This window comes from Streptacidiphilus sp. MAP12-33 (assembly GCF_041261265.1).
GTDB lineage: Bacteria > Actinomycetota > Actinomycetes > Streptomycetales > Streptomycetaceae > Streptacidiphilus.
This window is the reverse complement of sequence record NZ_JBGCCA010000022.1, coordinates 23,171-44,881: the sequence shown is the minus strand read 5'-3', so window position 1 is coordinate 44,881 and position 21,711 is coordinate 23,171. Positions and strand designations below refer to the sequence as shown.

Annotated in this window: 25 protein-coding genes; 21 read left to right on the top strand and 4 right to left on the bottom strand. The window is 71.8% G+C overall.

What is annotated here, in order from left to right:
- Nucleotides 1–3: 3 nt before the first annotated feature.
- From hisB to ABH931_RS21915, 7 genes are all read left to right on the top strand, one after another.
- Nucleotides 4–600, top strand: a complete 597-nt coding sequence (gene hisB, locus ABH931_RS21945; protein WP_370115790.1) for an imidazoleglycerol-phosphate dehydratase HisB — start codon at nt 4–6, stop codon at nt 598–600.
- The gene (locus tag ABH931_RS21940) at nt 597–749 is read left to right on the top strand and encodes a hypothetical protein (RefSeq protein WP_370115788.1); all 153 of its coding nucleotides are present in this window, start codon (nt 597–599) and stop codon (nt 747–749) included. Before hisB ends, ABH931_RS21940 begins: the two co-directional genes overlap by 4 nt.
- A gap of 28 nt (nt 750–777) precedes the next feature.
- Nucleotides 778–1,413 (top strand): imidazole glycerol phosphate synthase subunit HisH, encoded by a 636-nt coding sequence (gene hisH, locus ABH931_RS21935; protein ID WP_370115786.1) that lies wholly within the window; start codon nt 778–780, stop codon nt 1,411–1,413.
- Complete coding sequence (priA, locus tag ABH931_RS21930; protein WP_370115785.1) at nt 1,410–2,141, top strand: bifunctional 1-(5-phosphoribosyl)-5-((5-phosphoribosylamino)methylideneamino)imidazole-4-carboxamide isomerase/phosphoribosylanthranilate isomerase PriA; 732 nt, start codon at nt 1,410–1,412, stop codon at nt 2,139–2,141. Before hisH ends, priA begins: the two co-directional genes overlap by 4 nt.
- 19 nt (nt 2,142–2,160) lie before the next feature.
- On the top strand, nt 2,161–2,568 hold the full coding sequence (locus ABH931_RS21925) for a RidA family protein (protein ID WP_370115783.1): 408 nt from the start codon (nt 2,161–2,163) through the stop codon (nt 2,566–2,568).
- The gene (gene hisF / locus ABH931_RS21920; RefSeq protein ID WP_370115781.1) at nt 2,565–3,338 is read left to right on the top strand and encodes an imidazole glycerol phosphate synthase subunit HisF; all 774 of its coding nucleotides are present in this window, start codon (nt 2,565–2,567) and stop codon (nt 3,336–3,338) included. The genes ABH931_RS21925 and hisF overlap by 4 nt, the downstream gene beginning before the upstream one ends.
- 65 nt (nt 3,339–3,403) lie before the next feature.
- Nucleotides 3,404–5,647 (top strand): MMPL family transporter, encoded by a 2,244-nt coding sequence (locus tag ABH931_RS21915; protein WP_370115780.1) that lies wholly within the window; start codon nt 3,404–3,406, stop codon nt 5,645–5,647.
- Nucleotides 5,648–5,684: 37 nt separating this feature from the next.
- Here ABH931_RS21915 and ABH931_RS21910 read toward each other — a convergent pair whose 3' ends face one another.
- A complete protein-coding gene (locus tag ABH931_RS21910) occupies nt 5,685–6,617 on the bottom strand; it encodes an esterase/lipase family protein (protein ID WP_370115778.1) in 933 nt (310 codons plus the stop codon).
- A 251-nt stretch (nt 6,618–6,868) separates the two neighbouring features.
- Here ABH931_RS21910 and ABH931_RS21905 point away from each other — a divergent pair, with 251 nt between their 5' ends.
- A complete protein-coding gene (locus ABH931_RS21905; protein WP_370115776.1) occupies nt 6,869–8,038 on the top strand; it encodes a helix-turn-helix domain-containing protein in 1,170 nt (389 codons plus the stop codon).
- Here ABH931_RS21905 and ABH931_RS21900 read toward each other — a convergent pair.
- Complete coding sequence (locus ABH931_RS21900; protein WP_370115774.1) at nt 8,013–8,645, bottom strand: TIGR03085 family metal-binding protein; 633 nt, start codon at nt 8,643–8,645, stop codon at nt 8,013–8,015. The genes ABH931_RS21905 and ABH931_RS21900 overlap by 26 nt on opposite strands.
- A 137-nt stretch (nt 8,646–8,782) precedes the next feature.
- On the opposite strand from ABH931_RS21900, the gene ABH931_RS21895 reads away from it, so the two are divergent.
- Nucleotides 8,783–9,628 (top strand): CAP domain-containing protein, encoded by an 846-nt coding sequence (locus ABH931_RS21895; RefSeq protein WP_370115772.1) that lies wholly within the window; start codon nt 8,783–8,785, stop codon nt 9,626–9,628.
- Nucleotides 9,629–9,723: 95 nt separating this feature from the next.
- Here ABH931_RS21895 and ABH931_RS21890 read toward each other — a convergent pair whose 3' ends face one another.
- Both ABH931_RS21890 and ABH931_RS21885 read right to left on the bottom strand, forming a co-directional pair.
- Complete coding sequence (locus tag ABH931_RS21890) at nt 9,724–11,439, bottom strand: carbohydrate binding domain-containing protein (protein ID WP_370115770.1); 1,716 nt, start codon at nt 11,437–11,439, stop codon at nt 9,724–9,726.
- Nucleotides 11,440–11,581: 142 nt separating this feature from the next.
- Nucleotides 11,582–12,145: a hypothetical protein gene (locus ABH931_RS21885; RefSeq protein WP_370115768.1), complete on the bottom strand. Its 564-nt coding sequence runs from the start codon at nt 12,143–12,145 to the stop codon at nt 11,582–11,584.
- 81 nt (nt 12,146–12,226) lie between these two features.
- Here ABH931_RS21885 and hisI point away from each other — a divergent pair, with 81 nt between their 5' ends.
- The 12 genes from hisI (at nt 12,227) to ABH931_RS21825 (ending at nt 21,692) form a co-directional block, all read left to right on the top strand.
- The gene (gene hisI, locus ABH931_RS21880) at nt 12,227–12,604 is read left to right on the top strand and encodes a phosphoribosyl-AMP cyclohydrolase (protein WP_370115767.1); all 378 of its coding nucleotides are present in this window, start codon (nt 12,227–12,229) and stop codon (nt 12,602–12,604) included.
- A gap of 43 nt (nt 12,605–12,647) precedes the next feature.
- Nucleotides 12,648–14,216, top strand: a complete 1,569-nt coding sequence (locus ABH931_RS21875) for an anthranilate synthase component I (protein WP_370115765.1) — start codon at nt 12,648–12,650, stop codon at nt 14,214–14,216.
- Nucleotides 14,213–14,965, top strand: coding sequence for a TIGR02234 family membrane protein (locus ABH931_RS21870; RefSeq protein ID WP_370115762.1), 753 nt, complete (start codon nt 14,213–14,215; stop codon nt 14,963–14,965). The genes ABH931_RS21875 and ABH931_RS21870 overlap by 4 nt, the downstream gene beginning before the upstream one ends.
- Nucleotides 14,966–15,036: 71 nt before the next feature.
- Nucleotides 15,037–15,288, top strand: a complete 252-nt coding sequence (locus tag ABH931_RS21865) for an HGxxPAAW family protein (RefSeq protein ID WP_370115760.1) — start codon at nt 15,037–15,039, stop codon at nt 15,286–15,288.
- 88 nt (nt 15,289–15,376) lie between these two features.
- Nucleotides 15,377–15,871: a DUF2752 domain-containing protein gene (locus tag ABH931_RS21860; protein WP_370115758.1), complete on the top strand. Its 495-nt coding sequence runs from the start codon at nt 15,377–15,379 to the stop codon at nt 15,869–15,871.
- A 159-nt stretch (nt 15,872–16,030) separates the two neighbouring features.
- Entirely contained in the window at nt 16,031–16,837 is an 807-nt protein-coding gene (gene trpC, locus ABH931_RS21855; protein WP_370115756.1) for an indole-3-glycerol phosphate synthase TrpC, read from the top strand.
- A gap of 60 nt (nt 16,838–16,897) precedes the next feature.
- Nucleotides 16,898–17,089 carry a tryptophan biosynthesis modulator TrpM gene (gene trpM / locus ABH931_RS21850; protein WP_370116032.1) on the top strand — a complete coding sequence of 64 codons (192 nt, stop codon included), beginning with the start codon at nt 16,898–16,900 and terminating at the stop codon, nt 17,087–17,089.
- A 75-nt stretch (nt 17,090–17,164) separates the two neighbouring features.
- Nucleotides 17,165–18,418, top strand: a complete 1,254-nt coding sequence (gene trpB, locus ABH931_RS21845; RefSeq protein ID WP_370115754.1) for a tryptophan synthase subunit beta — start codon at nt 17,165–17,167, stop codon at nt 18,416–18,418.
- The gene (trpA, locus tag ABH931_RS21840; RefSeq protein ID WP_370115752.1) at nt 18,415–19,224 is read left to right on the top strand and encodes a tryptophan synthase subunit alpha; all 810 of its coding nucleotides are present in this window, start codon (nt 18,415–18,417) and stop codon (nt 19,222–19,224) included. Before trpB ends, trpA begins: the two co-directional genes overlap by 4 nt.
- 168 nt (nt 19,225–19,392) lie before the next feature.
- Nucleotides 19,393–20,238 carry a DsbA family protein gene (locus ABH931_RS21835; RefSeq protein ID WP_370115750.1) on the top strand — a complete coding sequence of 282 codons (846 nt, stop codon included), beginning with the start codon at nt 19,393–19,395 and terminating at the stop codon, nt 20,236–20,238.
- A gap of 96 nt (nt 20,239–20,334) precedes the next feature.
- A complete protein-coding gene (locus ABH931_RS21830; protein WP_370115748.1) occupies nt 20,335–20,784 on the top strand; it encodes a MauE/DoxX family redox-associated membrane protein in 450 nt (149 codons plus the stop codon).
- A 29-nt stretch (nt 20,785–20,813) separates the two neighbouring features.
- The gene (locus ABH931_RS21825) at nt 20,814–21,692 is read left to right on the top strand and encodes a DsbA family protein (protein ID WP_370115746.1); all 879 of its coding nucleotides are present in this window, start codon (nt 20,814–20,816) and stop codon (nt 21,690–21,692) included.
- Nucleotides 21,693–21,711: the final 19 nt, after the last annotated feature.

Here is a 21,711-nt window from a genome sequence, read left to right as displayed (position 1 = left end):
CACATGTCCCACCGCATCGGCAGTGTCGAGCGCACCACCAAGGAGACCTCCGTCAAGGTCGAGATAGACCTCGACGGCACCGGTAAGACGGACATCTCCACCGGCGTCGGCTTCTACGACCACATGCTCGACCAGCTGGGCCGCCACGGGTTCTTCGACCTCACCATCAAGACCGACGGCGACCTGCACATCGACACCCACCACACCATCGAGGACACCTCGCTGGCCCTGGGTGCCGCCTTCCGGCAGGCGCTGGGCGACAAGGTGGGCATCCGCCGCTTCGCCGACGCCTCCGTGCCGCTGGACGAGTCGCTCGCCCAGGTGACCGTGGACCTGTCCGGCCGCCCCTACCTGGTGCACACCGAGCCCGAGGGCATGGCCCCGATGATCGGCTCCTACGACACCACCATGACCCGGCACATCCTGGAGTCCTTCGTGGCCCAGGCGCAGGTCGCGCTCCACGTCCACGTACCGTATGGGCGTAACGCCCACCACATCGTCGAGGCCCAGTTCAAGGCTCTCGCCCGCGCCCTGCGCTACGCGAGCGAGCTGGACCCGCGCGCGGCGGGCATCATCCCGTCGACCAAGGGCGCACTGTGAGCGGCACCACCTATGTTCTGATCTTCCTCGGCCTGTTCCTCTTCGGTGGCGCGTACTCCTTCTGGAAGCAGAAGCTGCCCAAGGGCGTCATCGTGCTGCTCGCCCTGTGCGGCGCGTTGAGCCTGGCCGCGGGCATCCTGCGTATCTGACCCGCTCGACCCGGAAGGGACGTAACCCATGACCGCCAAGAGCGTGGTCGTCCTCGACTACGGCTCCGGCAACGTCCGCTCCGCGCAGCGCGCCCTGGAGCGCGTCGGCGCGGAGGCCGTCATCACCTCCGACTTCACCGAGGCGCTCAACGCCGACGGGCTGCTGGTGCCGGGCGTCGGCGCCTTCGCCGCCTGCATGGAGGGCCTGAAGGCCGTCAGGGGCGACCGGCTGATCGGCCGCCGCCTCTCCGGCGGCCGCCCGGTACTGGGCATCTGCGTCGGCATGCAGATCCTCTTCGCCCACGGCGTCGAGCACGGCGTCGAGACGGAGGGCTGCGACGAGTGGCCCGGCACCGTCGAGCCGCTGCGCGCGCCCGTGGTGCCGCACATGGGCTGGAACACCGTGACCCCGGCCGAGGGCACGGTGCTCTTCGCCGGGCTGCCCGAGGACGCCCGGTACTACTTCGTGCACTCCTACGGCGTGCGCCGCTGGGAGATGAACCCGATCGAGCAGCTGCGGCCGCCCAAGGTCACCTGGGCCGAGCACGGTGAGCCGTTCGTCGCCGCGGTGGAGAACGGCCCGCTGTCCGCCACGCAGTTCCACCCCGAGAAGTCCGGCGACGCCGGCGCCGCCCTCCTGAAGAACTGGATCGACACGCTGTGAGCACCTCAGACAAGCTGGTTCTGCTGCCCGCCGTCGACGTCCGCGACGGCCAGGCCGTGCGCCTGGTCAAGGGCGCCTCCGGCTCCGAGACCTCCTACGGCGAGCCGCTGGCCGCCGCGCTGGCCTGGCAGAACGCCGGCGCCGAGTGGATCCACCTGGTCGACCTCGACGCCGCCTTCGGCACCGGCGACAACCGCGAGCTGCTCGCGGAGGTCACCGGCCGACTGGACGTCAAGGTCGAGCTGTCGGGCGGCATCCGCGACGACGCCTCGCTGCGAGCCGCGCTGGCCACCGGCTGCGCCCGGGTCAACCTCGGCACCGCGGCCCTGGAGTCCCCGGAGTGGGTCGCCAAGGTCATCGCCGAGTACGGCGACAGGATCGCGGTGGGCCTCGACGTGGTCGGCACCACGCTGCGCGGTCGCGGCTGGACCAGCGAGGGCGGCGACCTCTACGAGGCGCTGGCCCGCCTGGACGCCGAGGGCTGCACCCGCTACGTCGTCACCGACGTCGACAAGGACGGCACGCTGGCCGGCCCCAACCTGGAGCTGCTGCGCAACGTCTGCGCGGCCACCGACCGGGCCGTTGTCGCATCCGGCGGCGTGTCCTCGCTGCAGGATCTGCGTGACATCGCGACGCTGGTGCCGGAAGGTGTGGAGGGGGCCATCGTGGGCAAGGCCCTCTACGCGCAGGCGTTCACGCTCGAAGAGGCTCTCGCAGCAGTGTCCTGACACCGATGGAGGTCGCGGGATGACGCAGGATCGGCGGCATGTGGGCGGGTACTCCCCGTGGGAGGAGCAGTACGGCTTCACACGTGCCGTCGCGATAGGCGACTTCGTGTTCGTCTCGGGCTGCACCGCCTGGGACGACGGGACGGTCCGGTTCGAGGGTTCGCCCTACGACCAGACCGTGGCCGCGTTCGGCGTCGCCCTGGACGCGCTGTCCCGCTTCGGCCTCGGCAAGGAGGACGTGGTCCGCACCCGTCTGTACGTCACCCACGCACGCGACACCGACGAAGTCGGCCGGGCCCACCGGGACATCCTGGGGGAGGTCCGGCCGGCCTGCACGATGGTCGTCATCAACGCCCTCGTCGACTCCCGGATGAGCGTCGAGGTCGAGGTCGACGCGTACAAGAAGAACTTGGAGCTTTCCCCATGACCCTCGCGGTCCGCGTGATCCCCTGCCTGGACGTCGACGCCGGTCGGGTGGTCAAGGGCGTCAACTTCCAGAACCTGCGCGACGCGGGTGACCCGGTCGAGCTGGCCAAGCTCTACGACGCCCAGGGCGCCGACGAACTGACGTTCCTCGACATCACCGCGTCGAGCGGTGACCGGGAGACGACGTACGACATCGTGCGGCGCACGGCGGAGCAGGTCTTCATCCCGCTGACGGTCGGTGGCGGCGTGCGCAGCGTCGACGACGTCGACAAGCTGCTGCGCGCGGGCGCGGACAAGGTCGGCGTGAACACGGCGGCCATCGCGCGGCCGGAGCTGATCCGGGAGATCGCGCAGCGCTTCGGGCGTCAGGTGCTGGTGCTTTCCGTCGATGCCCGACGGGTGCAGAACGGCACCGAGACGGCGTCCGGTTTCGAGGTCACCACCCACGGCGGCCGGAAGGGCACCGGCATCGACGCGGTGGAGTGGGCGACGCGCGCGGCGGGGCTGGGCGCGGGCGAGATCCTGCTGAACTCCATGGACGCGGACGGCACCAAGGACGGCTACGACCTCGACATGATCGCGGCGGTTCGCAAGGCGGTCTCCGTCCCGGTCATCGCCTCCGGCGGCGCGGGCAAGCTCGCCGACTTCGCCCCTGCGGTCACCGCCGGCGCGGACGCGGTCCTGGCGGCCTCGGTCTTCCACTTCGGCGATCTGACGATCGCCGACGTCAAGCACTCCCTCCGCGACGCGGGGCAGCCCGTCCGGATCTGACGGGGCGACATCCGAACGGCCCCGTCCGGATTGCGGGGCTTCGGGTGCGGCTCTGAACTGGACGGGTGCGCAAAGGAATCCTGCAGCGTCTCGGCGAATGGTGTGCCCGTCACGCGATCATCGTGATCGTGGTCTGGCTGGCCGGGCTGGGTGTGCTCCACGGCCTGCAGAACAGTTTCGGCGGCACCTACTCGGACGACTTCAGCCTCCCCGACAGTCAGTCGCAGAAGGGGTCCGACGTCCTCCACGCGAACGCACCCACCATCGGCGGCACCAGCGCCCAGGTGGTGCTGCACGACGCGAAGCCGCTGACGGACTTCACCACCCAGGTGAACCAGGCGGTCGCCTCGCTGCAGAAGCTGGACCACGTGCTGTCGGTGCAGAATCCGCTGCCGCAGACGAACTCCTCGGGCACCACGACCCAGACCGGCGCGCTGTCCAAGGACGGAACGATCGGGTACATCACCGTCCGCTTCGACGAGAACCCCAGCGCGCTGGGAACGGACTACCTGAACGGGGTCGACGCCGCGGTGGCGCCGTTGCGTTCGGCGGGGGTGCAGGTCGAGTACGGCGGACCGCTCGGTGAGGCGGCCCGGCCGCATGCCAAGGACCTGACCAGCGAGGCCATCGGCTTCGCGGTGGCGATCGTGGTCCTGATCGTCGGCTTCGGCAGCCTGATCGCTGCCGGTCTGCCGCTGGTGACGGCGCTGATCAGCGTCATCGTCGGGCTCAGCTGCCTCAGCCTGCTGGCGGCCGCCATCGACTTCGCCAGCGTGTCGCCGACCCTGGCCACCATGATCGGGCTCGGCGTGGGCATCGACTACGCGCTGTTCCTGATCACCCGCTACCGACAGCTGATCATGGACCGGGTGGAATCCCACGTCGCGGCGGGCATCGCGGTCACCACCAGCGGACGCGCCGTCCTGGTCTCCGGCTGCACCGTCATCGTGGCGCTGGCCGGACTGTACGTGTCGGGCCTGAGCTTCATCGGCCGGCTCGGCATCGCCGCGGCGGTCACCGTGGTCACCGCGGTGGCGGGCGCGCTCACCCTGGTGCCTGCGCTGGCGGGCCTGATCGGACGCCGGATCGACCGGTTCTGCCTGAAGACCCCGGTGGCCGAGGGCGGCGCGGTGGCCGGCGAGGACGCCGCGAAGAAGTCCGGCGAGGAGCAGCACGGGTTCTGGCACCGCTACGCCGAGCGCGTCGAACACCGCCCGTGGTGGTTCCTGGCGGCCGGGGTGCTGGTGCTGGGGATCCTGGCGATCCCGCTGTTCTCGATGCGGCTCGACCACATCGACGACGGCGCCGACCCGTCCTCCTTCACCGACCGCCGCGCGTTCGACCTGATCAGCCAGGGCTTCGGGCCAGGGGCCAACGGACCGCTGACGCTCGTCGTGGACCAGACGAACGTGCCGTCGAGTGAGCGCTCCACGCTGGCCGCCAACCTGCAGAAAGCGCTGACCGGTGTGCCCAACGCGGCCAGCGTCAGCCCGCTCCAGGCCACCAGCAACGGCAACGTGCTGACCGGCACGGCGATCTCGACACAGCGACCGCAGGCCGCGGACACCACGCACCTGTTCAACCACCTCAAGGACGTCTCGCTGCCGCAGGGCGCCAAGGGGACGGCGGCCACGACCTACGTGACCGGGGTGACCGCGGCCCAGCAGGACTTCACCGAGATCATCAGCTCCCGGTTGGCACTGATCATCGTGGTCGTGGTCTGTCTCGCCTTCCTGATCATCCTCGCCGTCTTCCGGGGCCTGCTGGTCGCGGTGAAGGCCGCCGTGCTGAACCTGTTCTCGATCGGCGCCTCCTACGGCGTGGTGGTCGCGGTCTTCCAGTGGGGGTGGGGCGGTTCGGCGCTGGGTGTCGCCGGCAAGGTGCCGATCGAGAGCTACGTGCCGATGATGATGTTCGCGATCATCTTCGGGCTGAGCATGGACTACGAGATCTTCCTGCTCTCCCGGGTGCACGAGGCGTGGATCCGGACCCAGCGGGCCGAGGACAGCGTCGCCTATGGTCTGGTGATCACCGCTCGGGTGATCACCTGTGCGGCACTGATCATGTTCAGCGTCTTCGCGGCCTTCATCCTGAGCGACAACATCGTGGTGAAGATGCTGGGGCTGGGCCTCGCCGTCAGCGTCCTGGTCGACGCCACCGTCGTCCGGCTGTTGCTGGTCCCGGCCGTGATGACGCTGCTCGGACGGCACGCCTGGTGGGCGCCCCGGTGGCTGGACCGGATCCTGCCGCACCTGGACACCGAGGGCGAGTCGGCACTCCACCAGGCGATGTCCGAGCCGAAGCCGTAGGCCTGGGCCCGGACAGGGTCCGGTGCCGCGGCGGGGCTCAGCCGACGAGCGGACCGGTCACCGGCAGCACGACCTCGCACGGGACCGGCTGCGGGTGGGCCGGGTCGAGGGCGTTGAGCACGTCGGTGAGCGCCACCGGGTCGTAGGCGATCTCCAGGTGGTCGGACTGGTCGAGCGCGCACTGGTCCTGGACGGTGAGGTTGACGACGTTGGGCGCGGTCGGCAGGAAGGCGTTGGTGTAGGGGGTGACCACCTCGTCGTCCTTGGTGGCGACGACGGTGTAGGCGATGCCCGGCACGGTCTCGCCGCCGGCGTTCAGTGCGGTGAGGAACGACGAGCCGATCTCCTGCTCGACGCAGGCCTCGCAGGGCCCGGAGAGGAAGGCGTTGGCCGGCTCCAGCACCCCGAGCTTGCGGCCGAGTTCCGTGATCCCGTCGAGGGTGGTGCCCTGGTTGGTGGGGGACAGGGCGACCAGCTTGGCGACCTTGGCGGCGCCGCCGAGGTTCTTGATGTAGTAGCGCGGCAGCATGCCGCCCTGGGAGTGGCCGACGAGGTCCACCCTGGCCGCGCCGGTCGAGGCGAGCACCTGGTCGACGAAGGTGGAGAGCGTGGCCGCGCCGCTCTCGATCGAGTTCACGCCCTGGATCGGGGACCAGGAGGCGGGGCCGCCGTAGCTGAAGGTGTAGACGCAGTAGCCGTTGTCGGCCAGCAGCGGCGCCGCGCCGCCCCAGTTGTCGTTCCCGTTCTCCAGCGTGCCGTGCACCAGCACCACCGGTTCGGGGTGGGCGGCCGAGGGCCGGCAGCCCCAGTCGTTCGCTCCCGCGGGCGCGCTGCCGGGGGAGAAGAAGCCACCGGTGAAGCCGGTGGCGAAGTGGAAGTTCACGGGATACCAGGCCGCGGCGGCGGGCTGGGCCGCGAAAGCGGCGATCCCGAACGCCGCCACCGTGACAGCCGTGGTTCTTCTACGCATCGTGGACTCCGTCCTGGTCCGGTAATGCACAGGTGATTTCGGCGGTGATGGTAGGAGCGCGGACCGGTGGCCGGTCAAGGTGCCGTACGGTGCGGGAGCGAATTGTGCGCGCGGGTCCGCGCATTTCGTGCGGCGCGCTCCGGAAACGCTCACGAAACCTAGCGGAACCCGCCCGTGCAGGGCCCTTGACCCGCCGGTAACATCGCTCCATACTGACCGGTAACGTCCGGAGGGGGCAGTAAGGAGCAGCCTTGAGCGGGCCGTGGAGCGCCTTGCCGAGAGGGTTGGCGGCGGAACTGCGCAAGGAGCAGCAGACCATCGCCGCGGAAATCATCCGGGAGATCAGGCAGCAGGTCCCTGAATTCTCCCGGCCGCTCGCCGGGCAATTCGGTGCGGGAATCCAGCACGGTGTCGAGACGGCGCTGGCCGAATTCACCGACCTGATCGAGGGTGCACGCACCGAGAATCCGGAACGCATGCGCGTCTACCGCGCGCTCGGCCGGGGCGAGCTCGCCGAGGGCCGCAGTCTGGACGCGCTGCAGGCCGCCTACCGGCTCGGCGCCCGGGTCGCCTGGCGCCGCTACGCGCGCGTCGCGCGCCGCGTCGGGCTCGGCACCGAGCAGCTGGTCGTGCTCGCCGAGGCGATCTTCGCGCACATCGACGAACTGGCTGCCGCCTCCGTCCGCGGTTACGCCCGGGCCCAGGCCGACGAGGCGGGCGCGCTCGGCCGCTCACGCTCGCAACTGCTGACCCTGCTGTCCCGCAACGCCCCGGTCGCCGAGCTGGAGCGGGCGGCCGAGCTCGCGGACTGGCCGCTGCCCTGGGAGCTGTGCGCGGTCGCGCTGGCGCCGGAGGGCGTCGCCCGGCGCGAGGGCGGCCGCCGGCGCGGCCTGCCGGATCTGGTCCTGGCCGAACTCGACGGCCCCGAGCCGTGGGTCCTGGTGCCCGAACCCGACCTCTACCTGCGCGACGGCCAGGTGCGCGCCCTGCTGGAGGAGTACGGCGGCGTCGTCGGCCCGGCCGTCCCGCCCGGGCAGGCCGGCGACTCGCTGCGCTGGGCCCGCGCGCTGCGCGCCGCGCTGCCGCCGACCGTCAAGGGGCCCGTCGAGGGTGAGGCGCACCTGGTGGCCCTGCTGCTGCTCGCCGATCCGGCGCTGGTCCGCCTCATCGCCGCGCGTCGGCTCCGGGCCCTGGACGACCTGACGCCCAAGCAGCGCGTGCGCCTCGGCGACACCCTGCTCGCCTGGCTGCAGACCAACCGCGGCAGCGCCCCCGACGTCGCCGCGCGCCTGGGGATCCACCCGCAGACCGCGCGGCAGCGCCTGCACCAGGTCCAGCGCGTCTTCGGCCCGGCCCTCGGGGACGCCGACACCCGCTTCGAGCTGGAGATCGCGCTCAGAGCCCGAGCTTCGCGTCCTTGACCTGCGCCACCGCGTCCTCGTCTCCGTCCAGCTCGACGTGCGCGTCGGACTGGCGGCCCATCATGAACAGCAGCAGCTCGCCCGGTTCGCCGGTCACGGTGACGACCGGCGCTCCCTTGCGTGCCACCGCGGTCTGACCGTCGGGCCGGCGCAGCACCAGGCCGACCGGCAGCTTGCGGCCGTTGAGACGGGCCGTGCCGCCCAGCCGCTTCCACAGGAACTCGCTCAGCTCCGCGTCCAGGACCCGCGGCGACCAGTCCGCCTGCGCGCGCCGCACGTCCTCGCCGTGGACGAAGAACTCCACGGTGTTGCCCGCGTCCTCGGCGCCCGGCAGCCGGAACGGCGAGTAGGCGGGCGGGCCGACCCGGATCGCCTCGACCAGCTCCTCGTACGGCTTGGCGGTGAACTCCGCCTGTACCCGCGCGAGCCGAGCGGCCAGCGGCTTGATCAGGATCCCGCCCGCGGCGTCCGGCCGCCGCTCCCTGACCACGACGTGGGCGGCGAGATCCGCGGTCCGCCACCCCTCGCACAGCGTCGGCGCGTCGGGGCCGACCCCCTCCAGCAGATCGGCCAGCAGCAGTCGCTCGCGGCGTCCCAGATTCGGCATGGGGCAAGCCTAGGCGGATTCGCCGGGCTCGGTTCGAGATTCGTTCGTCATTTTGTGTGACCTGATGACGATGCGCGGATCTCCGAAGTGACGGGACGAAACCGGACCGGCGACCGAACCGACGACGGAGGCACGACGTGAACTGGCAGACCGACGAGCGAGAGACGCTGCGGCCCACGGGCAACCGGCATCGCAGGAGCAGGCGCGGACCGCTCGCCCCCCTGATAGCCGTCGCCGCCGTGGTCTGTGCCGGGTCGGTCGGGGCCTTCGTCCTCCACGCGGCCTCCTCCGGCACGGAGGTGAGCAGCGCGCCGGTCGCCCCGACGCTCGGCTCGACCGCCTCCGGCACACCGTCCGGCGCCGCGTCGGCTTCGGCCCCCGCTTCGGCCTCTGCCTCTGCCTCTGCCTCTGCCTCGCCGTCGGCCCGGCCGACCCCCAAGCGGACCGTGGCGCCGAGCACCCGGCCGGGCCACGCCGTCGTGACGCCGAGCCGGCCGTCCTCGGGCGGAGGGACCGGCGGCTCGGGAGGCTCGGTCGCGGTGCCGTCGGGAGCGGGCAACTCCTATGCCGTCCAGCAGGTGCTCGCGGTGATCAACCAGGCCCGCACGCAGGCCGGTCTGCCCGCCTACACCCTCACCTCCGGCCTCACCCGCAGCGCCGGAGCCCACAACGCGGTGATGATGGGCGGCTGCGGCCTCTCCCACCAGTGCCCGGGCGAGGCCGATCTCGGCACCCGCATCACCGACGCAGGCGTCCAGTGGGGCGCCTGCGGCGAGAACATCGGCGAGGGCGGGCCCCAGGCGGACACCGACGCGGCCATCTCGCAGATGGCGGTGAACCTCACCCGGAGCATGCTCGCCGAGCAGCCCCCGGACGACGGCCACCGCCGCAACATCCTGAGCAGCTCCTTCCGCCACATCGGCATCGTGGTGCAGCGCACCGCCGACGGGACGGTCTACATGACGCAGGACTTCTCCGACTGAGGCGAAGCCGCCGGGCGGACCGGGCCGGCGCAGAGAAGAGCTGCCCGGCCGACGAATCGGCCGGGCAGCTCGGTGGGCTGTGGTGCGGGTGCGGGCTAGCTCAGGGTGAAGTCGTCCGCGTAGACGTTCGCCTGGCCGTACCAGCCGTGGACGTAGACGGTGACCGCGCCGCTGCTGCCGGTCGTGAAGGAGACCGTCAGCTGGTTCCAGCTGGAGCTGTTGGACCAGGTGCTCGCGCTCGCGCCGCCGCTGACGCCGATGTAGGCGTACGGGCCCTGCACCCAACCGGTGAGCGTGTAGCTGTGGTTGGGCTGGAGGGTGACGGCCTGGTCGCACTCGCCGGTGGTGCTGGACGACGGGGTGACCTGGAGCGCGTGGCTGCCGGAGTGGACCGGGCTGCTGACCACCGCGCTGCCGGACTGGCAGGTCCAGGGGCTCAGGCTGCCCGACTCGAAACCGGCGTTGCTCAGCGAGCCGCCGCCCGTGCCGCCGCCACCGCCCGAGCTGGTGACGGTGAGCGAGTAGGTGGCCGTGTGGCTGCCGGAGGAGGCCGAGCCGGTCACGGTGATCGGGTAGGTGCCCGCGGCCACCGAGGAGCCGACGGTCGCGGTCAGCGTCGAGCTGCCGCCGGAGGTGACGGAGGCGGGGCTGAAGGAGACGCTGACGCCGGAGGGCGCGCCGGACGCGGCGAGGCTGACGCTCTCCGCGCTGCCCGAGGTGACGGACGTCGCCACGCTCGCCGTCGCGCTGCCGCCCTGGGCGACCGAGGCTGCGCCGGGGGAGAGGGTCAGGGAGAAGTCACTGGAGCTGCCGCCCCCGCCACCGCCGCCGGAGCTGCCCTCGTACGGCACGAAGGCGTCGGTGAAGGCGAGGCTGTTCTGGCTGATCTCGCTGCAGGTGGACAGTGCGTTGGCGCTGCCGCCGCAGGCCTGGTCGCGGGTGACCGCCCAGAAGGCCAGGCGCCCCACGCCGTTGCTCGCGGCGAAGTTCTCCACCGACTGCGCGTCGGCGAGGGTGAAGGTCGAGCCGTCGTCGTTCTTGCCGATCATCGGCGTGATGCCGAGGTTGGCGTAGGTGTAGGACGGGTCGACGGACTGCATCTGCGCCAGGGTGGCCTGGGCGGCCGAGATCGAGCCCTGGCCCATCTCGGTGCCGCTGCCCGCGTAGTAGTCCATGGTCATGATGTTGACCACGTCGATCTTGATGCCCGCGTTCTTCGCGGCCTTCAGGATGTTGACGCCGTCGTTCGTCAGACCGCTGGCCAGCACCGGCAGCGTCATGGAGAACTGGAGGCTCGGGTTGCTCGCCTTCAGGTCCTTCATGGCCTGCATCTGGCGGGCCGCCGAGGCGGTGTCGGCCACGGCCGCGCCCTCGACGTCGAAGTCGAGCTGGGTGACGCCGTAGTCGTTGATGATCGCCTGGTAGCCGGCGTCGATGCTGCTCTGCGTGGAGCAGGTCCAGGCCAGCGGCTCGCCGCTGGCGCCGCCGGAGGAGATGATCACCGAGGCGCCCTCGGACTTCGCCTTGGCGATCTCCGGGTCGGTGTAGGAGTCGGCGCCGATCGGGAGGGTGTCGCCCCAGATCTGGTTGCAGCCCTCGCCCAGGACGAAGGCGGCGGTGTAGGCCTTCAGGTGGTGCCCGGTGATCGCGGTGTCGAGGAGCGGCTCCTGGCCGTTCGACATGTCGACATAGGGGGCCACGGAGTAGACGCTGGTCGCGGCGGCGCTGCTGGTGGGGGCCAGCGCGCCGACGGCTCCGGCGGTCGCGAGCGCGAGAGCGCACGCGGAACCGGTGAATCTCGCCAAGCGCATGACAGAGATCCCTTCGGACTGCCCCAAGGGTGTGGGCCCAAGGGTGTGGGGGTGTGTGGGGGACCGTGCGTCCAGGCCTGGCGGGACTACGAAACAGCGTCCGTGAGTCCGCGTCAATAGGACTAGACCAACTCGGTCGCCGTCAACGTGCCAGTGGTGCTGTCAACTTCGGTGCACCCTGGTAACTCCCACCGGAAAGCGCGCAGGTGACGGTGTGTCGGCCGCCCTGGTACTCGGCGAAGCTCGGGTAGAGCTCGTAGTACTGGAGTTGCTTGATGCTCTGCTTCTTGTACGCCGCGGCGTCCAGCGGCGAGCACAGCTCGACGGCCTTCTGGAGGATCGCCGGATAGTCCGCCAGGCCACCCGGCAGCGCGACCAGTTGGGTCACCTCGGCGTCGTGCGGGGCGGTGCAGGAGCGCTTGGCCAGCCGGTCGAGCGTCCGGGTGAAGGCCGGTGAGTCGAAGCAGTCGCCCGGTTGCAGCGAGATGTAGGAGAAGGTGTTCGGCAACGCCGGCAGCGGCGACGGGGACGGCGAGGGGACGGACCTCGACGGGGACGGCGACGGCTCGGCCCGCGCCACCGGGGCCGGTTTCGACCGCAGCGCGAGCACCAGGACCAATGCGACGGCCGCGAGCACCGCCACCAGCGTCAACGCCAGGCCGACGCGAGAACGGCGCAGCCTTCCGAACCCCCCTGAGAGCCCCATGCGCCCCAGCATGCCGCCTGGCGTCCCTCGGCAACAGGGTGCGTCGCCGCCGTGACCCGGCCGATTGCCTACCATGAGGGCATGTCCGCCACGCCTGCCGCCCCGAACACCACCGACCTCGACCCGGCGATCGCCGCCCGCCTCAAGCGCGACGCCCACGGCCTGGTCCCCGCCATCGCCCAGCAGTACGACACCGGCGAGGTGCTGATGATGGGCTGGATGGACGACGAGGCGCTGCACCGCACGCTCACCACCGGCCGCTGCACCTACTGGAGCCGCAGCCGCAGCGAGTACTGGGTCAAGGGCGACACCTCCGGCCACGTCCAGCTGGTCAAGTCTGTGGCGCTGGACTGCGACGGGGACACCGTCCTGGTCAAGGTCGACCAGCTCGGCGCCGCCTGCCACACCGGCGACCGGACCTGCTTCGACGCCGGGACACTCCCGGTCGCCGGCGACTGAGACAACGGGCTCGGGGCCGGAGCGAGCCGGTACGCTCCGGGGCATGACCAGCGGCAGCGTCACTCCCGACCTCGACACCTTCCGCAAGCTCGCCGTGGACCGCCGGGTGATCCCGGTGACCCGGCGCCTGCTGGCCGACGGGGACACACCCGTCGGCGTCTACCGCAAGCTCGCGGGGGAGCGCCCCAACACGTTCCTGCTGGAGAGCGCGGAGCAGGGCCGCCACTGGTCCCGGTACTCCTTCGTCGGCGTGCGCAGCAGCGCCCAGCTGACCGTCGACGCCGAGGGCAACGCCCGCTGGCTCGGCACCCCGCCGGTGGGCGTGCCGACCACGGGCGACCCGCTCCAGGTGCTCCGAGCCACCATCGAGGCCCTGCGCGGCCCGCGCGACCTGCACGCCGGGGGCGAGCTGCCGCCGTTCACCGGCGGCATGGTCGGCTACCTCGGCTACGACATCGTCAGGCGCCTGGAGCGACTGCCCGAGATCGCCCCGGACGACCTGCGGCTGCCCGAGCTCACCATGCTCTTCGCCGACGACATCGCCGTCCTGGACCACACCGACGGCTCGGTGCTGCTGATCGCCAACGCCGTCAACCGCGACGACCGGCCCACCGGCGTCGACGGAGCCTTCTCCGACGCCGTGGCCCGCCTGGACCGGATGACCGCCGACCTGGCCCGGCCGACCGAGGCGGGCGCGGCCGTGCTCAGTCCGGTGACGTCCGCCGACGCCGTCTCGCCGTTCGGCGGCGCGCCGTACCGGGCCGCCGTCGAGGCGGTCAAGGAGAAGATCCGCGCCGGCGAGGCCTTCCAGGTCGTGCCCTCGCAGCGGTTCGAGGTCGACTGCCCCGCCAGCGCCCTGGACGTCTACCGGGTGCTGCGCACCACCAACCCCAGCCCGTACATGTACCTGTTCCGCTTCGGCGCCCCCGGCCCGGACGCGGAGCCCTTCGACGTGGTCGGCTCCAGCCCCGAGGCGCTGGTCAAGGTCACGGACGGCGAGGCGATGGTGCACCCCATCGCCGGGACCCGCCCGCGCGGCGCCACGCCCGAGCGCGACGCGGAGCTGGCCGCCGAGCTGCTGGCCGACCCGAAGGAGCGCGCCGAGCACCTGATGCTCGTCGACCTCGGCCGCAACGACCTGGGCCGGGTCTGCTCGCCCGGCAGCGTCGAGGTGGTCGACTTCATGACCATCGAGCGCTACAGCCACGTCATGCACATCGTCTCGACGGTGACCGGCCGCGTCGCCGCCGACCGCACCGCTTTCGACGTGCTGACGGCCTGCTTTCCGGCCGGAACGCTCTCGGGCGCTCCCAAGCCGCGCGCGATGCAGATCATCGAGGAGCTGGAGCCCACCCGTCGCGGCCTGTACGGGGGGTGCGTCGGCTACTTCGACTTCGCCGGGGACTCCGACACGGCGATCGCGATCCGCACCGCGCTGATCCGCGACGGCAAGGCCTTCGTGCAGGCCGGCGCGGGCGTCGTCGCCGACTCCGACCCCGCGAGCGAGGACGCCGAGTGCCGCAACAAGGCCGCCGCCGTGCTGCGCGCGGTCGCCGCCGCGGCCACCCTGCGTCCGGCCGGGCCGACGGCCCAGGGCACACTGGAACGGTGAGCCCCGAGCAGAGCACCGCGACCACCCCGCCCGTCGAAGCCGCCCCGACGGTCCAGAGCGTCGAGGCCGACGGTGGCGACCCGACCGACCCGACCGACCCGACCGGCGCCGAGCGGCAGCCGTCCGTTCCGGCGCGAGCCGGGCGGCGCAGTCTCGCCCTCACCCTGCTGTTCGCTGTGGCGGGCGCCACGCTGCTGCTCGTCGCGGCCGGACAGACCTGGGTCACCGGTCACGCGCAGGCCCAGGGCGTCACCAGGACCGTCGTCGCCCAGGGCGGCGAGGTCACCGGCGTCCCCGGGGCGATGGCGCTGGTCGGCCTGGCGTCGGTGGTGGCCGTCTTCGCGGTGCGCGGCCGCGGCCGCAAGCTGCTCGGCGTACTGGTCGCGCTCGCCGGCGTGGGCGCCGTGGCCACCGCCGTCAGCGGGGCGCTCGGCTCGGAGAGCCACGCACTGGACGAGAAGGCATCGCGTTCGGTGGGCCTCAGCGACATCGCGGTCAGCTCGCTGACCCACACCGGCTGGCCGTGGGCCGCCGTCGTCGGTGGCCTGCTGGTCGTCGCGGCCGGAGCGTCGACGGTGCTGCGCGGCCGCGACTGGCCCGGCATGTCGGCCCGTTACGACGCACCGGCGGGCAAGCGCGGCGTCGCCGCGTCGGCCCGCAAGGGCACCGCCGCGAGCGCGCCGGCCCAGCAGACACCCGCGGACCTCTGGAAGGCGCTGGACCGTGGCGAGGACCCCACTGCGAGTTGAGCCCGGCGATACGGGACAATGGAGCGGAAGACCTCTCCCGGGTGGGAGAGTCCCGATACGAGGAGCAGTAAATGTCGGCAAACGCCCACGGTCACACCACCGCCGCCTGGACCGGCGTCGTCGTCTCCTTCGTCGGCTTCTGCCTGGCCGCGTGGGGGATGGTCCAGCCGATCCCGATGGTCGTCGTCATCGGCCTGGTCGTGGCCGCTGCCGGTGCCGTCGTCGGCAAGCTGATGTCCGCCGCCGGCTTCGGCAAGAAGCCCAGCACCCACGCCGTCGCGGCCACCGCCAAGGAGACCGCGGGCAGCAGCGTCTCCGTCTGAGTCCCTACCGGGCTCCGCGAGGAGAGTTCTTCCGACACGGCGGCGGGTCCTTCCGGGACCGCCGCCTGTTCGGCACCAGAATCGGGGCGTGACCGCCACCACCCCGAAGGCCGCCGGCCCCGACCGGGCCGCTGGCCCCGCCTGGGCCGCCGACCCCGCCCGGGCCGCCGGCCCCGACCGGGCCGCCGACCGCACCTGCGCGCGAGTGCCGTTGGGGTTGCTTGGCCTCGGGGCCGCCGCGACGGCCTACGTCGGCGTCGTCGACCCGAACCGGCCCGGTCACTACCCCGTCTGCCCGTTCCTGGCCCTGACCGGGTGGTGGTGTCCCGGCTGTGGCGGCCTGCGTGCCGTCCACGCGCTCACCCGCGGCGACCTCGGCACCGCTCTGCACGACAACGTGCTTGCCGTCGCGCTGTGTGCCTTCACCGCCGTCCTGTGGACCCTCTGGGCGCTGCGCGCCGTGCGCGGCCGGCCCCGTCCGAGCCTGCGCATCGGCCGTCCGTGGCTGCTGGCGGCGACGGTTCTCGTCCTCGCTTTCACCCTGCTGCGCAACCTCCCCACCGGCGCTTTTCTCGCTCCGTGAGGCCCCGGCCGGCGTCCGGGGAGCGAGACGGCCAGTGGCTCGATTCAGGTTCTGTAGAGATGGACGGATACCATCGATCCAGGTCATCGACAGAGCAGGCATCCGACGGACGCCGGATTGTGCGAGACCACCAACCGACCCGATGAATGGGGGCCCCGAGTGAGCGTGCTCGACGAGATCATCGCCGGAGTCCGTGAGGACCTCGCCGAGCGTCAGGCCCAGGTCTCGCTGGACGAGCTCAAGGAGCTCGCCGCCAAGGCGCCCGAGGCCAAGGACGGCGTGGCCGCTCTCGGCGGCGAGGGAGTCTCGGTCATCTGCGAGGTCAAGCGCTCCAGCCCCTCCAAGGGCGCGCTGGCCGCGATCGCCGATCCCGCGGCGCTGGCCCGCGACTACGCCGCCGGCGGCGCGGCGGCGATCTCGGTCCTCACCGAGCAGCGCCGGTTCGGCGGCTCGCTGGCCGACCTGAAGGCCGTGCGCGCGGCGGTGGACACCCCGGTCCTGCGCAAGGACTTCATCGTCACCTCCTACCAGCTGTGGGAGGCGCGCGCCTACGGCGCGGACCTGGCGCTGCTGATCGTCGCCGCGCTGGACCAGGAGGCCCTGGTCTCCCTGATCGAGCGGGCCGAGTCGATCGGCCTGACGCCCCTGGTCGAGGTCCACGACGAGGAGGAGATCGCCCGTGCGGTCGACGCCGGCGCGCGGATCATCGGCGTGAACGCGCGGAACCTCAAGACGCTCGAGGTGGACCGCAACACCTTCGCCAACGTGGCGCACGCGATCCCGTCGCACGTCATCACGGTCGCCGAGTCCGGCGTCCGGGGCCCGCACGATCTGATCGCCTACGCGAACGAGGGCGCCAACGCGGTGCTCGTCGGCGAGTCCCTGGTCACAGGCAAGGACCCGAAGGCCGCCGTCGCCGACCTCGTCGCCGCCGGCGCCCACCCGGCCCTGCGCCACGGGCGGTAGTCTCCCGCAATCTCCCGCGTCCCTCGACAGTGCGACGGACCCTCGGAACCTACGGATAGGATCGGTCACGTGATCGGCGACACCACCCACCAGCCCCGCTACGCGGGTCTGCAGCGCGGCTGCAAGCCGCGCGGGTGTCGCGCGCCCGCTCGGCGCGTCCTCGGACGTCGCGTGCGGTACGTGATCGGTGCCGAGCCGGGCCAGGTTCCCGGGCGGCGATGGCAGCGCATGCGGAGCACCGCGCACCACTGAGACGATGGTCTCGATGTGGTGGCGCAGCTTCGCGCACGCCTGCCCACGTCCGTTCACATCCCAGAGGGAATTCCCATGTCCGACGTGACATCCGTCCCCGACGCGCGCGGCTACTTCGGCGCGTACGGTGGTCGTTTCATTCCGGAGGCGCTTGTCGCCGCCGTCGAACAGGTCGCCGACGAGTACGAGAAGGCCAAGGCCGACCCGGCGTTCGCCGCCGAGCTGAACCGTCTGCTCAAGGACTACACCGGCCGCCCGAGCCCGCTGACCGACGTCAGCCGCTTTTCGGCGGAGGCCGGCGGCGCGCGGATCCTGCTCAAGCGCGAGGACCTGAACCACACCGGCTCGCACAAGATCAACAATGTGCTCGGCCAGGCGCTGCTGACCCAGCGGATGGGCAAGACCCGCCTGATCGCCGAGACCGGCGCCGGTCAGCACGGCGTCGCGACCGCCACCGCCGCCGCGCTCTTCGGCATGGAGTGCACCATCTACATGGGCGAGGTCGACACCCAGCGCCAGGCGCTGAACGTCGCCCGGATGCGGATGCTGGGCGCCGAGGTGGTGCCGGTCAAGTCCGGCAGCCGCACGCTCAAGGACGCCATCAACGAGGCGTTCCGCGACTGGGTCGCCAACGTCGACTCGACGCACTACCTGTTCGGCACCGTCGCCGGGCCGCACCCGTTCCCGATGATGGTGCGCGACTTCCATCGCGTCATCGGGCAGGAGGCCCGCGCGCAGGTGCTGGACCGCACCGGCAGGCTGCCGGACGCCGTGGTCGCGTGCGTCGGCGGCGGGTCCAACGCCATCGGCGCGTTCTACGACTTCATCCCCGACGCGGGCGTGCGCCTGATCGGCATCGAGGCGGCCGGTGAGGGCGTCGAGACGCCCAAGCACGCGGCGACGCTGACCAAGGGCGACCCGGGCGTGCTGCACGGCTCGCGCACCTACGTGCTGCAGGACGAGGACGGGCAGACCATCGAGTCGCACTCGATCTCGGCGGGCCTGGACTACCCGGGCGTCGGTCCCGAGCACTCCTACCTGAAGGACGTCGGTCGCGCCGAGTACCGGCCGTGCACGGACGCCGACGCGATGAACGCGCTGCGGCTGCTGTCGCGCACCGAGGGCATCATCCCGGCCATCGAGTCCTCCCACGCGCTGGCCGGCGCGCTGGTGCTCGGCCGTGAGCTGGGCCCCGACGCGGTCATCCTGGTGAACCTCTCCGGCCGCGGGGACAAGGACATGCACACCGCCGCCCAGTACTTCGGGCTGCTCGACGACGCCTCTTCCGACGACGCCTCTTCCGACGACGCTGCTGGCGGTGCCAAGTGACGAACGCCCTGCTGGACCAGACCCTCGCCGCGGCCAAGGCGGAGAACCGCGCCGCGCTGATCGGCTACCTGCCGGCCGGGTTCCCGAGCGTCGCGGGCGCGGTGCCCACCGTGCAGGCGCTGATCGACGGCGGCGCGGACGTCGTCGAGATCGGACTGCCGCACAGCGACCCGGTGCTGGACGGCCCGACCATCCAGACCGCGGACGACATCGCGCTGCGCGGCGGGGTCCGCACCAAGGACGTGCTGGAGACGATCCGCACGATCACCGCGGCCAACCCGACCGTGCCGGTGCTCTGCATGACGTACTGGAACCCGGTCGACCGCTACGGCCAGACCCGGTTCGCGGCCGACCTGGGGGCGGCGGGCGGCGCCGGCTGCATCCTGCCGGACCTGCCGGTGGAGGAGGCCGACGAGTGGCTGGCCGCCGCGGCCGAGTACGGCCTGGCCACGGTCTTCGTGGTGGCGCCGTCCAGCCAGGACGAGCGGCTGGGCGTCATCACCGCCAAGGGCACCGGCTTCGTGTACGCGGCTGCCGTCATGGGCGTGACGGGCACCCGGGCCCAGGTCGGCACGATGGCCGAGGACCTGGTCGCGCGGACCCGGGCCACCACCGAGCTGCCGGTGTGCGTCGGCCTCGGGGTCTCCAACGGGGCGCAGGCCGCCGAGGTCGCCGCCTTCGCGGACGGCGTCATCGTCGGCTCGGCGTTCGTCCAGCGGATGCTGGACGCCGCCTCGGAGGAGTCGGGCCACGCGGCCGTGCGTGAGCTGACCGCCGAGCTGGCCGAGGGCGTGCGCAAGCGCTGACACCTCTGTCGCGAGGGGGCGCGGACTTCGGTCCGCGCCCCCTTTGTGCTGCCATACGCGCTCCCTCGTTCCGGTGAATGCGCGCGTGGCGCGGGCGCGCCGGGGGGTCGACGGGCGTCGCGCATGATCGCGTCGGGGGTGTGTGAGGTCAGCCGAGGAGGACCAGCCGTGCCCGATCCCCAGCGCAGCAAGGCGGCCCGGGCCGCCCTCGCCGCCGTCGCGCTCACCGTCGCGGTGGCCGCCGAGTCCAGCGTCAACCAGGCCCTGGCGGACGCCCATCGGACCCACCACGCGGGCCGGCACCACCATGTGGCCGCCGCCAAGCCCGTGGCCGCCAAACCCGTGGCCGCCACACCCGTCGCGGCGAAGCCGAAGCCCGCGACGGGGCCGGTGTTCGCGAGCGTGCCGGACCGTTCCGTGGCACTCGCGCTGCCGGCCAGGCTCGATCCGGACGGCGTCACGATCGACGTCGGATATCCGGACGCGCCGGTGCAGTTGACCCTCTTCGAGGACTACCGCTGCTCGTCGACGGCCGCGTTCGAGAAGATCCAGGGGCCGATGCTGCGCAGCCTGATCGCCCGTCATCGCGTGCTCGTCCACTACGTCATCGAGTCGTCACTCGACGAACGTCTGCCCGGTCCCGGCGCGGTGGCCGCCGCCGACGCGGCGCGGGCCGCGCTCGCCCACGGCAGGTTCGCGCTGCTCCATGCGCTGCTCCTGGCCAACCAGGGCCCCGAGGAGGCGGACGGGTTCACCACCGGCCGGCTGCTGGCGCTGGCCGCCACCGTCCCGGGACTGCGCTCGGTGGCCTTCGACGCCGAGGTCCGCACGCTCTACTGGAAGCCGTGGATCGACGCGGCGCAGCACCTCTACGACACCGCGGGGGTGCACCACGGCACCCCGTCGATGCTGCTGTTCGGCCAAGAGGTCGACCTGTGGGCGCATCCGGAGCTGCTCGACGATCCGGCCGCGCTCCAGCGCTTTGTGGAGAATGCTGCGAATCGCGGAGAATGACGCATGCCCCTTAAGGAACATAAGGCAGGATTGGCCCCAATTGACCGGACCGGGCCGAAGCCGCCCGGAACGGCCGGCACAGGGAGGGGGACCGCCGTGGGCGCCTGGATCGGCACGGCCGTGCGCATCGGCCTGGCCGTCGTCTGGGCCTGGGCGGGGCTCGCGAAGATCTCCGACCCGCAGGCCGCGGCCCAGGCCGTGCGCGTCTACCGGATCCTGCCCGAGGCGCTGGTGAAGCCCTTCGGCTACGGGCTGCCGTTCCTGGAGATCGCCCTCGCGTTGCTGCTCCTGGTCGGCCTCGGCACCCGCATCGCGGCCGTGCTCTCGGCCGTTCTGCTGCTCGTCTACATCGCCTCGATCGCGTCGGTGTGGGCGCGGGGGATCTCCATCGACTGCGGCTGCTTCGGCGGCGGCGGTGCGGTCGCGGCCTCGCAGACCTCGTACTGGCAGGAGATCCTGCGCGACTGCGGCTTCCTGCTGCTGGCCGGCTGGCTGGTCTGGCGCCCGAAGACCCGGCTGTCGCTCGACGGGTGGCTGGCAGCGTGAGTCAACAGTCCAACAGAACAGAAGATCTGATGAGCAACAAGAACGACGGCGGGAAGCGCAGCGCACGTGAGCGCATGCAGGAGGAGCGCGCCAAGCAGGAGACCGCGGCCCGAAAGAAGCGCCAGCTCACCGTGATCCTCGCGGCCCTGGTCGTCATCGCGGCCGCGGTGGTCATCGGCATCGTGGTCCAGAACGGCCGCAGCAGCAGCTACGACGCGGCCAAGGACGCGCCGGCCGGGACGGTCGGGAACACCAGGCTGCTGATCCCCGTCGGGGCGACCAACGCGCCGAGCACGGTCACGATCTACGAGGACCCGCGCTGCCCCGCCTGTGAGCAGTTCGAGACGGGCATGAAGAGCACGATCAACCAGCTGCTCGCCCAGGGCAAGATCCAGATCCAGTACCACATCGCCTCGTTCATCGACCGGCACGACGGCGGCAAGGGATCCAAGAACGCGGCCAACGCGCTGGCCTGCGCGCAGAACGTCGGGCGGTTCCACGACTACCACGACGTCCTGTACGCCAACCAGCCGGACGAGACGAACGACGCCTGGGCCGACAAGTCGATCCTGATCACGCTGGCCAAGCAGGTGCCCGGACTGGACTCGCCCTCCTTCGAGTCCTGCGTCAACGGCAACACCTACGGGAGCTGGGTGACGGCGGTGCAGTCGGACTTCGACAAGTCCGGCTACAACTCGACGCCGACGGTGCTGCTCAACGGCACCTCCGCCTACCCGACGTACAACAACGAGGACATCTCGCCGGCCAACTTCACCAAGTGGGTCGACGCGGCGAACAAGGGCAAGCCGCTCGCGAGCGTCCCCTCCGCCAGCGCCGAGGCCCTGGCCTCGCCGACCGCGCACAACAACCCGCCCGCGTCGGCGGGCGCGAGCGCCGGCCACTCCTGACCAGCCACTCCTGACCAGC